Consider the following 13432-nt stretch of genomic DNA (forward strand, 5'->3'; position numbering starts at 1 on the left):
TTATTTCTTTAGCAAAGTTAAATATTTTGCCAAAATAATATCTAAATCAAACTTCTTATACATATCCTCTGTAATTACAGGAGGTTCATAGCAGACAAACTTCATTTTCTCTGCAAGCGAATCAACTGTCAGCTCTGATTTATATTTCTCCAGCTCACCAACCATAATTTCATTGATTCCACCGGGACACATCGTGCTAACAATTGGCGTATCACAAATCAATGATTCAATCAGTACGTTACCCAACCCCTCGCTATCAGAACTCAAGACAACTGCTTTAGCTCCACGGATAACAGGTAATGGATTTTCCAGGAATCCCGTTAAAATCACTTTAGACTGTAAGTTTAAATCCACAATCTTCTGCTTTATCTGTTGAGTAATAGCCTCATCTCCGTGACCAACAATCAATAACTTACACGGAATATCTGCTTGCGCAAACGCTTCTAATAAACGATCATGCCGCTTAACCCGGTGAAATCTACCAACATGCAATAAATAGGTTTCATCCGCATAAGGGTTATTTTGCAGTGATTTTTGTTTAATATCTGGGATATTAAAAGGATTATAAATTGTCACCATTTCATTAGGCATAAGTGACAAATTATTTTTTAAATCTTTCCCTACAGCATCAGATACACAAATTAAATTCCGGTTATTATATGTCCACTTTATTTTTTGTTTCTTGATCCAACGAGATAATCCCGCTTTATTACCAAGATATGAGTTTGAAAATACCCCGTGAATACAAAACCATACATTTAACCCCGCTAACACTTTTGATTGCACGACAATACGATCAGTTTTATGCAAGTTTGAAACAATCAATGCAGGGATGCCCTTGCGAAGAAAAACTTTTTCTAAAACCTTATCCATAGATTTAGCCCTACGGCAAATCTCAGTCTGTCTTCTAAAAAGCCCTTTGTACCTATCAGCATCAATGATCAGTTCAATACCATCAGGTACCGAATATTCACACTTCTCCGCCAAAGAGAGCAGCGTAACGTCATATCCCCTCTGTTGCAGACCATCACAAAGCCGGATAGTGACATTTTCTGCACCGCCACCAGGTAATCCATCAATGATAAATAATATATGTCCTTTCATGATGAAAGCACCTTTTCGTATAATCCAATGAGCTGTTGTGATAAATGTTCCGGTGTATAACAGAGTATTCCCGTTCTCGCTAATTCTGACATTTTATTATTCAAATGATTTGAAGGCGTATTCTGAATCGCTTCCGTAATATCTGAAATAGCCAAGGCATCACATACAAACCCGTTACTCCCAGAGTTAATAAATTCAGCGCCGCCACATGTCGTACTGGTTATTACCGGAAGCCCGCAAGCCATCGCCTCCAGTATCACATTTGGAAACGGATCATATAAGGTCGGCAACAACAAGCCATCTGCAAGCTGATAAAAGGGCAACGTCTTTTTTTGAATACCCATAAATCTAATTCGCCCATTGCATCCCAGCGAGTTAACTAACTGCTTATATTTCTTCTCTTCCTTATCTTGCCCTACAACTATCAAATAGGCATCAGTCGCACTCACTGCCTGAATCGCTGCTTTTAATCCTTTTCGCTCAAACCCCGAACCAACATAAACTAAACATTTAGCCTGTACGGGAAGGTTATGTTCTTTCCTTAATTGTATCCTCTGAGATTCCGTTGCCGGAAAAAATTGTTTATTGTCTATCGAATTATAAATAACCGATATTTTTTCCTCAGAAAGCCCAAAATCTGTCATGACCTCCCTTTTTACCATTTCCGAGTTACAAATAACCATTTTTAACTCTGGCGCCGAATACATCTTTTGTTCAGCGTCCATTACATAACGATGGTAACGACTCGTAAAAAGCCATTTGCTTCGCCAAGGAGATAAAACACGCGCACGCTGCTGTAGCCAGCGCTGATGAACGCCATCACCCGCACGATAAATATTGCAACCAGCAATACGTTCATGACTTTGAACAAGATCAAACTGCTCTTTTTCCCATATTACTTTGGCTGCTTTAGCAAATCCTCTCTCACGGCTGATGCGTCCCCATTTATGAGGATTTGCTAAATGCACATGCCAATCAGGATTAACATCTCCCTGCCAGGAACGTGTAATAACGTTAAGCTCCAGGTTTTCATTCCCTAAAGCTTCTAAGGCGCGGGAGACAAAACGTTCTGCACCACCATCCGGACGATATTTCTGCCGAACAATCGCAAGACGTACTAATTTCATAATAAATTTCTCCGGGCGGCGGCAATAACCATATCACTGGGAATGACATTCAGATAACGTATATCCGTTTTAGTATCAACATCATCAGGATCAGGTAAATCACCATAATCACCAGCCCAAATAACTTCACCTTTCGCTTCCCACGGACGCCAGAATACTAACTTTGATGGCCCAAATAAAGCGATAACCGGTGTTTTCAACGCAGCGGCCATATGCATAGCAACGGAATCCATCCCTATGAATAAATTAGCCCCCTCAATCAGCACTGCAAGTTGCGGTAAAGTTAACTGGCCAGCAAAAGAAACTACTCTTTCTTTTGGACAGTTTGCTAAAATCTTCTCTACCATCTCCTCCTCCTTACGATCTGGCCCGGAGGTAACAACAATTTTCCAACCATCAGACTGCAATGCACTAATCGTTTCACTCATCTTTTTTTCATCCCAACATTTAAAAAGCCAGCGGGATGTTGGTTGCACAACAATATATTTTTGATTCACACCATGTTTATCAAGAAGCGCCAAAACAATCTCTTTATCCTCCTGACGGTAACTCATCGTCACTGTGGTGTTGATCAACGGAAGATTTAACAACGAAAGAGCTGACAAATTCTGCTCAACAATATGCAAAAACTGGCTATGCTCTGTCGGAACAAGATTTGTGAAACATTTTTTCCAAAACAGGCTGCGTCGTTTTACTAAATCGAACCCAATACGCACTTTTGCGCCAGTAAATCGTGCCACAAATGCACTATACCATTGATCAGCTAGATTAATAACCAAGTCGTATTGACGATATCTTAATCGTCTAAGCAATCTCCATTCATGACCAAGATGTGCTTTGGTTCCTTGTTTTTTCCATTGTCTATCTATAGAAAATAGATTATCCACAGAAGAAAAATCAGCCAATATTGGTTCGGTTTCTTTGTAGAGTAAAACATCAATTTCCACCTCAGGATAATTATCCTTAAGGGTATTAATAACTGGTGTAATTAATAATACATCACCATGATGTCGTAACTTTATTATCAGAATACGGTCAAATTGAGCGTGTAATTTACTCATTGCATTCCCAGTATAAAGATAAACGAAAAAGCTGCCGCGACCATATGCAGAAGCTGCAAAAAATCCGTGCTACTTTCATATTAATAGAAGCACGATCTTGCCTAAAAATCCTAATTTACCTTTCTAATTCTGTTCAGATTCTAGAAGCCATACGCATTTTCATACTTTCTTTGAAGCAATGTGATACTATTGGCGCTAATTTATGTAAATGAATTTGATAGAATGTTACTGCGTTTATATCAGGTACTTCTCTACCTTATCCAACCTCTGATTTGGTTGCGTTTATTGCTCCGCAGTCGCCAAGCCCCGGCTTACCGTCAACGCTGGGGTGAACGCTATGGTTTCTGTGCTGGTAAAGTTGCCGCTGGAGGCATCCTGCTCCATTCCGTTTCCGTGGGTGAGACGCTGGCCGCAATCCCTTTAGTCAGAGCCTTGCGCCATCACTACCCTTTTTTACCCATTACCGTGACAACGATGACGCCAACAGGCTCAGAAAGGGTGCTTTCTGCTCTGGGAAATGATGTTAATCATGTCTATTTGCCATACGATCTTCCCGGTTCTATGGAGCGCTTCCTCAATCAAGTTAATCCAAAGTTAGTCATTATCATGGAAACAGAACTTTGGCCTAATCTGATTTTCCAACTTCACCAACGCAACATTCCTCTGGTCATTGCTAATGCCCGTTTGTCCGCACGTTCCGCTGCGGGATACCAAAAAGTAGGGAATTTCGTAAAAACAATTTTGCGTAGCATTACCTTGATTGCCGCTCAGAATCCAGAAGATGGTGAACGCTTTATTGAACTGGGTTTAAAACGCTCTCAACTGACTATTACCGGCAGTTTGAAATTCGATATCTCAGTAACGCCTGAATTGGCCGCTAAAGCCGTGACATTACGGCGCCAATGGGCTGCTCGTCGGCCTGTCTGGATAGCCACCAGCACCCATGATGGGGAAGAGAGTATTATTCTAGATGCTCATTGCAAGTTACTGAAACAGTGTCCAAGCCTGTTATTGATCCTAGTTCCTCGTCATCCTGAACGTTTTATTAAAGCGGAAGAGTTAACCAAGAAAGCTGGACTCAGCTATATTCTTCGCAGTTCTGATAAAATCCCTGACGCCAATATTCAGGTTGTTATCGGCGATACGATGGGTGAACTGATGCTGCTTTATGGTATTGCCGATCTGGCCTTTGTTGGCGGCAGTCTGGTTGAACGTGGCGGTCACAACCCGCTAGAAGCGGCAGCCCATGCTATTCCGGTGCTAATGGGTCCACATACCTTTAACTTTAAAGATATCTGCGCCAAGCTGAATCAAGCTAATGGTCTGATTACCGTTTCGGACAGCCACTCTTTGTTCACCGAGATCAACAGCTTACTGACTGACGAAGATTATCGCCTGTATTATGGTCGCCACGCAGCAGAAGTGCTGCATGAAAATCAAGGCGCTCTTCAACGCCTGCTTAAACTGCTGGAACCCTATCTCCCACCTCGGAGCCACTGAATGAGTGACAAAAAACGTCTTTCCGTTGTCATGATCGCCAAGAATTCAGCGGATCTGATAGCAGATTGTCTTACCTCAGTCCATTGGGCTGATGAAATCATCGTGCTCGATTCTGGTAGTTCAGACGATACTTGCCAGATAGCACAGGCAATGGGCGCAAAAGTATTTTCCAACACAGAATGGCCCGGATTTGGTCGTCAGCGTCAGCTAGCTCAGCAATATGCCTCTGGCGATTATATTTTTATGATCGATACTGATGAGCGTGTAACACCAGAACTCAGAGCATCCATAGAACAAGCTCTAACACATGCTGATAACAGTAAAGTCTACAGTTGCGCCCGCCGGAATCTATTTCTTGACCGTTTCATGAAACACAGTGGCTGGTACCCGGATCGCGTCATCCGCCTCTATGCCCGTGACCGTTATCAATACAATAACAATCAGGTTCATGAATCCCTTGAAACCAATGGCTCGCCGGTTGTCACTCTGCAAGGGGATTTACTTCATCTTACTTGCCGTGATCTGATGGAATTTCAGAGAAAACAACTAAATTATGCTAAAGCCTGGGCAGAACAGCGCTATGAACAAGGTAAACAGTGCGGTTATTTCTCAATTTTCAGTCACGCTTTTGGGGCTTTTTTTAAAACCTGGCTGTTGCGAGCGGGCTTTCTTGATGGTAAACAAGGGTTAGTACTAGCTATTGTCAATGCTCAATATACGTTTAATAAGTACGTCGCGTTGTGGGAAAAGAGACAACAGAAGGGTAAAAATTGATGAAAACCAAAGCCATTTATCCCGGAACATTTGATCCTGTCACCTACGGTCATATCGATATCGTCACCCGCGCCGCAGATATGTTTGACCACGTTCTATTTGCTATCGCCAATAGTGCCAGAAAGAATCCTATGTTTACTCTGGATGAGCGCATTACTCTGGCAAAAGAGGTGACCTCACATCTGGATAATGTGGAAGTGGTGGGTTTTTGTGAATTGATGGCTAATTTCGCCAAAAAACAGCAAGCCAATATCCTTATCCGTGGCCTTCGTTCAGTATCTGATTTTGAGTATGAATGGCAGCTTGCTAATATGAACCGCCACTTTATGCCCGAATTAGAGAGCGTTTTTCTGCTGCCATCACAAAATCTCTCGTTTGTCTCTTCATCCTTGATTAAAGATGTCGCTCTCCACGATGGCGATATCTCATCATTCCTGCCAGAACCTATCGCCCAAGCCATGCTAAAAAAACTGGGCAAGTAATTTACTCTATTCACTGTTCACTGGAGGCGTCACAAAGCGGGATATTTCCTATGCAACGCCTCCCCTAACTATCCGATATCAACTAATACTGACAGTGACGGCAAAAGAAAGTACTGCGCTGCCCAAGCTTAATACTCTCTATTTTTTCACCACAAATTCGGCATGGCTCTCCTGCTCTGCCATAAACAAACAACTCTTGAGCAAAATAGCCCGGTTTACCATCAGATTGCAGGAAATCTCTGAGTGTCGTACCACCCTGCTCAATAGATCGTTGTAGGACCTTCTTAATCGTTTCCGCCAGTAAATTGGCTTCACGCTCAGTTAAAGTATGCGCGGGACGATCAGGCTGAATATGGGCAGTAAACAACGCCTCATTTGCATAGATATTACCGACTCCAACAACCAGTTTGTTATCCATTAGCCAGGGCTTAATCAAGGTTTTTTTCTTATTTGATCGGGTGTAAAGATAAGAGCCGTTAAAATCATTAGAAAGCGGCTCCGGCCCCAAATGAGCCAATACCGAGCACCGTTCAAGATCATCGCTCCATAACCACGCCCCAAATCGTCTGGGATCGGTATAACGCAAAACCTTACCATCCGCCATCACTAAATCCACATGATCGTGTTTCTCCGCAGGGCGCTCCTCTGGCAAGATACGCAAGCTGCCCGACATTCCCAAATGGACAATAATCCAACCATTTGCCAATTCAATCAGCAAATATTTGGCCCGGCGTTGAACGCTAAGCACAAGCCGGTCACTCAATTTCATAATTTCTTCCGCCACCGGCCAACGTAACCGACCATTCCTGACTACCGCATACTGGATTACATTCCCTACCAGATGTGGCTCTATTCCCCTCCGGCTGGTTTCTACTTCTGGTAGTTCTGGCATGGTAATAACTCCTAACTATGTATATTGTTTCAACTCTATTGCATCTGAGCAGATTAAGATAATCTTTTCATGTATTATTTCCAACCAAACTCAACAGAAACGAAAGCAGATTGATGAATATGTTTAATATTAAAAGTCGTGATAAAAGATCATTATGGAATCTATCCATCATTGGGATTTATATAGCCCTTGTTTATCTGCCCGATATAACGAGATATAAAAACCTGGTTATCGTGCTTATTGGCATTACAGCACTAACCTATCTGGTGACAGATTTTCGTCAAGTGATGCGCTCCATGCGTAACTCATTATTTCTGTCCATTTTGTTATTCGTTTTAGCCATGTTCTATTCAGTGGCGATTTCCGTCGATCCGGCATTGAGTTTTAAGGATATGAATAAACCCATCCTGAATGGGCTGTTATTGTTCAGTTTTACTTTTCCTGTTGTCCTGTACAAAGAAAACAAAGAAAGTATTGCCAAGATGATTTTGTACTCATTTGCCATTGGTATGCTGGCAATATGCCTCACTGATATTGGTAAATACATTATTAACTACAATAAAGGTGAAATGCCTTTTACCAACTTCAACCATCGAGAATTTTCTTACGGCTTTATTTTCTATTTCCCCATCTTACTGTGTACTTGGGCATTGTGGAAGAAACATACCTTAGTGAGTTGGCTAATACTGGCTGTCGCTTCTGCTATCAGTCTGTTTTTGTTATTAGGTACCTTAGCCCGTGGCGCTTGGGTCGCCGTCGCTATCATCACTGCTTTTATCATTATTATTAATCGGGAATGGAAGCTGACCTTAATAGCGAGTTTAATCCTTAGTGTTTCACTTGTACTTTCTCACACGTCGATAATAGCCAATGAAAATACTCAATTATTATTTTGGAAGCTGACTCAAACTGATAGCAGCCATCGTTATAAAAATGGCACCCAAGGAGCTGCTTTGGAGTTGATTCTAGAAAACCCGATTAAAGGCTACGGTTATGGCAATAAAGTCTATCATAAGGTTTACAACGAACGAGCTGCTGACTATCCAGACTGGATATACCGCACATCCATCGGCCCTCATAATATCTTTCTGGCACTCTGGTTTGCCGCTGGGATAATCGGCCTGATCACAACTTTGCTGATGACCTTCTCAGCGTTGTACACGGGTAGCCATACTATTAGCCGTAACAATGGCGTAATAAGGCAAGCCAGTATTATTCTACTAACGGGATTTATCGGATTATTTATCGTCCGAGGAGCCTTTGAAAATACCTATATCAATGAAATAGGTATTCTATTCGGCCTGATGATTGCTCTATATCAGCAGAAAAACGATTAACCAGATCTCACGGCTATACTATCAAACCGATTATTATGCAGAAATATCCTTTGATATTGTCTGCATAATAAGCTTCGCTCGCTGTTCCCAATTAAAACGCTCTGTCACCAACATTTTCGCATAACTGACTTGTGACTTAGCTTTTTCTGGATTATCTCTTAAAAACTGAATCTGTTGAGCAAAACTCTCCGCATTTTCACTGTCAGCAAAACTAACCGCATTTTCATCAGCTACATCACGAATCGAAGGAAAATCGGAGATAACCACCGGCTTATCCATCGCCATATATTCAAATAATTTCAATGGTGAAGTATAGCGACTACCAATACTGGTTTTAGTTAATGGCAACAGACAAATATCATTATCTGCAATTATCTGAAAACGTAATTTAGGTTGAATAAACCCAAGAAAATTGATTTTATCGCCAACCCCCATTTGTTTAGCAATCTGTCGCAATTGCTGAATTTGTTCTGGTTCACCACCAGCAATATTCAATACTGTATTTTCAAGATAAACCATCGCCTTGATAGCCGTAGGAACACCTTTCCAACGATGTAAACTCCCCAAGTAAAGGACCTGGGTTGGTAATTCACCGCCGTCTGACACACGTTTATCTAACGACATCGACCCGACTGCCAGCATATCCACACCATCCGGCGCAACAACTATTGGCGTACTGACATTATATTCATTAATAATATCATCACGGAGTAACGACGTCAGAACGAAAATAATCCTAGATTGACGATAAACAAAGTACTCGATTTCTCTCAGCTTCTGATACTTACGCTGATTTTTATTTTTACTTAAATCATGCGATTCTTTAAAGGATTGGGCAAAAATCTCATGACTCTCAAAAAACAGCGGAATTTCTGGATGTTCACATAATAAATACTTTGCCATTTTCAGATTACGGGTAAAAACGGCATCTACCTCATTTCTCTTCAACCAATGGGAAACCTGGAAATAGAACATTTTTTGGGTATTGAATGGAAAATACCATTTACGCCGAATATTGCGTAAAGAGATCAGTTTAGCGGATAGTGATAATGAACGCCCCAAGATCTCCTCTGCGGTATTTTTACCTTCAGGCGTAACCAGATATACACTAGCTCCCTGGCGAGCAAATGCATCAACATTCTGCAAAATTTGCAGTGATGCTACCCGATAATCAGGAACCGGATAGGGATCAATATAGGCAATTTTCATTATTTATCGCTTTTAGTAAACGATTTGCTGAATGCTCCCAGGTATACATTGTTTCAATCCGTTGACGAGCCGCTTTTCCCATTTTTTGCCTCCTGTCTGGTTGAGACAATAAAAAATTAACCGCATCGGCAATTGCTGAAACATCCCCTGGCGTGACCAAAATACCCGAATTATTTTCGTTACCGACAACCTCAGGTATACCTCCAATATAACTGGCAATGACTGGTCTACCACACGCCATCGCTTCCGCAATCGTAATCCCAAACGCTTCGTCACCAATACTGGGGAAAATCCCCGCGTCACCAGCAGTATAATATTCAGGCAACTGATCATGTCCTACAGGTGGATGGAAGATGACCTGTTTTTCCAGCCGCAGTGCTGCAACCCGCTTTTCCAAGCGTTTCAGATCTTCACCTGACCCGATAATCAGCAATTTAACATCTTTATCCTGTAGCTGAGCCATTGCATCAATAGCCACATGTATGCCTTTCCAGCCAACCAACCGCCCGGCGAAGGTCAGCAAAAATGTTTTATCACTGATCCCAAGACGAGTTCTGACAGAAGAGTCTATCGGCCTGAATTTATTAATATCAACACCATTGTAAATCACCTTCGGAAATTGTTTAAAATGGTGCTGAATCTGCCAGGCATTAAAATGGCTGCATGCTACCCAAGCTGAAATTCGCTTACTCAGCTTTCTGTCGCCCTTGAAAAAACTGGTGCCGCCGCTCATATAACAAAATTTGGTGCGACTCTCTTTTGGCATCATTCGAGGCCAGAAAAAATCAAATGGCTTCGTCAAAATAATCCAGTCAAAATCTTCAGTAACAACTGTACCGCGAGCATGGCGAGCAAACGAGTAACGTTCAATAATACGTTGGAAACGTCGACCAATATTAATTACTTTCTCTCTGGGAATAAATGGAAAAGTATGAACCTGGATTGCTCTTCCATTGAGCTCTGGCTGAACATCCCCTATTCCACCAAAAATATGGACCTCATGCCCGGCATCAGTCAACGCTTTCGCAAGTTCCCAGACTGCCGTCTGAATACCACCGTAAGACATAGTTACAGTGACATCAACCAAACCTATTTTCATCTTTTCTTCCTGACGACATAGTTTCTAGTAACTTTTGCGCTGCCTGCCAGACTTGTTCAACAGATATTGCAGACATCGGGATACCCAATGCACCGGCTAAGTGTGTCGGCCCTGTATCAACACCAACATACAAATCAAGTCTACTCATTATTGCTGCATTCTGTCGCATTGTTAGCCTACCAACCAATGAAGTACACTTTTCAGCGCCTAATCTTTTTGCCAGTGACTGTGCAGCAATTTTACCGTCAGTACTGCCTAATAACATAATATGCGACTGGGGATAACGGCTATAAATGTGTTGCGATAATTGGTAAAAATGTTCAACCGGCCAATCACGATAAGCTTTTGCCGGGAAACTTTGTAACTGAAAACCAATCAGGAGCTTGTTCTCTAAATGATTCTGCCGCACAAAACCATCAGCAAAATGTAACTCCTTTTCACTAACACAATAATTCAACCGCCAGTCACTTACCTCAACATCTACCGCACCAGCAAGCATGGCCCGTTCCTGTTGAGCTGGCATCAGCACCTTTGGCTTTTCCACAGTTAGCCAATCAGATTGCAACGTGGACTTATCTGAAAACGAAACTGTTAAGCGCGATTTACGTTTTGCATACTGTAATAAAGGTTTATCGTCACTATAGACTAAAGCTAAGTCATAATGTTTACGGGTAAACCAACCACACCATTTTGCCTTACCTTTCGAAAAAGCAGTCAATTTATTGATATCATTTATATTTTCAAGGATCTGTTTAGTCCTTTTATGAGCCATAACGTCAATATTCACACTAGGCCATTTCTGCTTTAAAGCACAGATTACCGGCGTTACCAGTAAGGTATCACCGAAACGAGCTATAATAATGACCAGAATATTCTCAATCTGCATAAAACAATTATCTGATTAATCCGCTATAAAATTCAACAAAATATACAAAAAAACCATCTTGTATACAATTGATCGCAACAGAGTGATTTAACTAATAATCAACCTTAAAGTAGTTTAATATCAATAAGTTGATATTGCCCAAAACCATAAATCAAAGAAAAAGAACCAGAATAAATCTTAAAAAATGTTAACGTTTCTTACCTTTAATGCTGTGAAAAAAGATATTTTCCATTTTATCCAACATATTATCTATGCCAAATAAAGCAGTTGCCCGCTTTAATGAAGAATGACTGAATTGCAAGCGCAGTTCATTATTATGAATCAACAAATCTAAACTTTTCGTCAATAACTCTGTATTTCTAGGTTCCACGATATAACCCGTTTCACCATCAACGACCGCTTCGGCAATTGCACCAACAGAGGTTGATACCACAGGTATTCCACACGCCATTGCTTGCATAATGCCTTGTGGCACGCCTTCATTACCAAAAGAAGGTAATGCAAATAAATCCATCGCATTCAAACAATCAGGAACATCCTGACGGTTGCCTAAAAAAATGACACTGTTTGACAAGCCTTCTCGCTTTACTAATGGTTCCAATGACTTACGTTGTGGACCATCACCCACAAACAAAAGTTGCCAATCAGGATATTTCTGGCGCAGAACTTTCCAACTTTCTAACAGATAGCGATGCCCTTTCCAAGTTCTCATGGTCGCAACGACACCTAATGTCGGTTTATCTTGAATCCCAATCCGCTGACGGCAAACTTTCTTATCTTCCGGTCGAAAACGCTCTAAATCGATGCCGGTAGGCACTGATGTCATATGCTGTAATGGATAACGATTATTAGCATGCAGATGTTGACGTAATTTTTCACCTGTAGTCGCAATATGTCGGCACGCTCTCAAATACAACCAACGAGTTGATATTGAATTAGAAACATGGGTAGAAACATGCCTGGTTCTGACCATTGGCGGCATATGCCTTAACGTCGTGCAAGCCGCAGCAACCAACCATGCATCTGTCGAGCTATGTGTATTAATAACGTCAAATTGACGACCTTCTTTTTGCAACCAACGACGCATAGCAAGAAAGCAGGACAACCGCTTTTTCTCAATAGGCAGGGCTACTACCGGCACACCATAAGATTTTGCTTCACGGTAGATATTAGAACCGGGACAACAGACAATAACCACTTTGTGTCCACGTCTTATCATTCCTTGGGATTCCGTCAGAATACGGATTTCCTGACCACCCCAACCACAAGAAGATTCCGTATGTAAAATATTTAGTTTTTCTTTAGCCATTTCGGTTTCATATTCAGCCTACCGGAAGGCGTTAGTATAGCGAAACGACATTTTACGTCTACGAATAACAGGATATATATGAAATGCAGAGAAGAATCAGTGAATATCTGTTAAAACCCTCTAGGCAACAAAAAACCCGACCTAGGCCGGGTTTTTATCAAATCAACCAAAATTTTATTTAATCTTGGCTTCTTTATACATAACATGCTGACGAACAACTGGATCAAATTTTTTCATTTCCAGTTTCTCAGGCATAGTACGCTTGTTCTTCGTAGTGGTATAGAAGTGACCAGTACCAGCCGAAGAAACTAGCTTAATTTTATCGCGAATACCTTTAGCCATTTTTCAGCTCCTTAGTACTTCTCACCGCGGGTACGAAGTTCAGCCAAAACTGCGTCAATACCCTTCTTATCAATCACACGCATACCTTTAACAGATACACGCAGAGTCACAAAGCGCTTCTCGGACTCAACCCAGAAACGGTGGGAATGCAGGTTAGGCAGAAAACGACGCTTAGTCGCATTCAATGCATGAGAGCGGTTATTACCACTCATCGGGCGTTTGCCAGTAACTTGGCAGACTCGGGACATGTCTATTCTCCAAAAATCAAATCAGCTCGAGCTTTGTATTGGGTATGGCCGCCTCGTCAGGC

The 13432-nt window shown here is 41.6% G+C and carries 14 protein-coding genes; 4 read left to right on the top strand and 10 right to left on the bottom strand.

All coding sequences use genetic code 11. The features are described from left to right. From EAE92_RS06505 to rfaQ, 3 genes are read right to left on the bottom strand one after another with little or no spacing between them, the layout of a single operon-like run. Positions 1–1104 (bottom strand): glycosyltransferase, encoded by a 1104-nt coding sequence (locus tag EAE92_RS06505; RefSeq protein ID WP_214067483.1) that lies wholly within the window; start codon positions 1102–1104, stop codon positions 1–3. Next, entirely contained in the window at positions 1101–2231 is a 1131-nt protein-coding gene (locus EAE92_RS06510; protein ID WP_214067484.1) for a glycosyltransferase family 4 protein, read from the bottom strand. Before EAE92_RS06510 ends, EAE92_RS06505 begins: the two co-directional genes overlap by 4 nt. Beyond that, positions 2228–3292, bottom strand: coding sequence for a putative lipopolysaccharide heptosyltransferase III (gene rfaQ, locus EAE92_RS06515; RefSeq protein WP_214067485.1), 1065 nt, complete (start codon positions 3290–3292; stop codon positions 2228–2230). Before rfaQ ends, EAE92_RS06510 begins: the two co-directional genes overlap by 4 nt. 222 nt (positions 3293–3514) lie before the next feature. Between rfaQ and waaA the strand changes: the two genes are divergently transcribed. Genes waaA through coaD form a run of 3 tightly spaced genes read left to right on the top strand, consistent with a single transcriptional unit; the run spans position 3515 to position 6048 of the window. Continuing rightward, complete coding sequence (gene waaA / locus EAE92_RS06520; RefSeq protein ID WP_036811212.1) at positions 3515–4792, top strand: lipid IV(A) 3-deoxy-D-manno-octulosonic acid transferase; 1278 nt, start codon at positions 3515–3517, stop codon at positions 4790–4792. Continuing rightward, the gene (locus EAE92_RS06525) at positions 4793–5566 is read left to right on the top strand and encodes a glycosyltransferase family 2 protein (protein ID WP_214067486.1); all 774 of its coding nucleotides are present in this window, start codon (positions 4793–4795) and stop codon (positions 5564–5566) included. It begins immediately after the preceding gene. After that, the gene (coaD, locus tag EAE92_RS06530; protein ID WP_065388863.1) at positions 5566–6048 is read left to right on the top strand and encodes a pantetheine-phosphate adenylyltransferase; all 483 of its coding nucleotides are present in this window, start codon (positions 5566–5568) and stop codon (positions 6046–6048) included. Before EAE92_RS06525 ends, coaD begins: the two co-directional genes overlap by 1 nt. A gap of 82 nt (positions 6049–6130) precedes the next feature. Here coaD and mutM read toward each other — a convergent pair whose 3' ends face one another. Further along, on the bottom strand, positions 6131–6940 hold the full coding sequence (mutM, locus tag EAE92_RS06535; RefSeq protein WP_214067487.1) for a bifunctional DNA-formamidopyrimidine glycosylase/DNA-(apurinic or apyrimidinic site) lyase: 810 nt from the start codon (positions 6938–6940) through the stop codon (positions 6131–6133). Between the two features lie 119 nt (positions 6941–7059). Here mutM and rfaL point away from each other — a divergent pair, with 119 nt between their 5' ends. Then, on the top strand, positions 7060–8277 hold the full coding sequence (rfaL, locus tag EAE92_RS06540) for an O-antigen ligase RfaL (RefSeq protein ID WP_246545038.1): 1218 nt from the start codon (positions 7060–7062) through the stop codon (positions 8275–8277). Between the two features lie 33 nt (positions 8278–8310). Here the strand turns inward: rfaL and EAE92_RS06545 are convergent, their stop codons facing one another. The 6 genes from EAE92_RS06545 to rpmB form a co-directional block, all read right to left on the bottom strand. Then, complete coding sequence (locus tag EAE92_RS06545) at positions 8311–9486, bottom strand: glycosyltransferase family 4 protein (protein WP_214067489.1); 1176 nt, start codon at positions 9484–9486, stop codon at positions 8311–8313. Continuing rightward, on the bottom strand, positions 9467–10585 hold the full coding sequence (locus EAE92_RS06550) for a glycosyltransferase family 4 protein (RefSeq protein ID WP_214067490.1): 1119 nt from the start codon (positions 10583–10585) through the stop codon (positions 9467–9469). The genes EAE92_RS06545 and EAE92_RS06550 overlap by 20 nt, the downstream gene beginning before the upstream one ends. Continuing rightward, on the bottom strand, positions 10566–11471 hold the full coding sequence (locus tag EAE92_RS06555) for a glycosyltransferase family 9 protein (RefSeq protein ID WP_214067491.1): 906 nt from the start codon (positions 11469–11471) through the stop codon (positions 10566–10568). The genes EAE92_RS06550 and EAE92_RS06555 overlap by 20 nt, the downstream gene beginning before the upstream one ends. 187 nt (positions 11472–11658) lie before the next feature. Then, entirely contained in the window at positions 11659–12780 is a 1122-nt protein-coding gene (locus tag EAE92_RS06560; protein ID WP_214067492.1) for a glycosyltransferase family 4 protein, read from the bottom strand. A gap of 174 nt (positions 12781–12954) precedes the next feature. Next, on the bottom strand, positions 12955–13122 hold the full coding sequence (gene rpmG, locus EAE92_RS06565; protein ID WP_010847629.1) for a 50S ribosomal protein L33: 168 nt from the start codon (positions 13120–13122) through the stop codon (positions 12955–12957). 11 nt (positions 13123–13133) lie between these two features. Further along, positions 13134–13370, bottom strand: a complete 237-nt coding sequence (rpmB, locus tag EAE92_RS06570) for a 50S ribosomal protein L28 (protein WP_011148921.1) — start codon at positions 13368–13370, stop codon at positions 13134–13136. Positions 13371–13432: the final 62 nt, after the last annotated feature.

Origin of the sequence: Photorhabdus hainanensis, assembly GCF_018448965.1 — a bacterium.
Classification (GTDB): Bacteria; Pseudomonadota; Gammaproteobacteria; order Enterobacterales; family Enterobacteriaceae; genus Photorhabdus; species Photorhabdus akhurstii.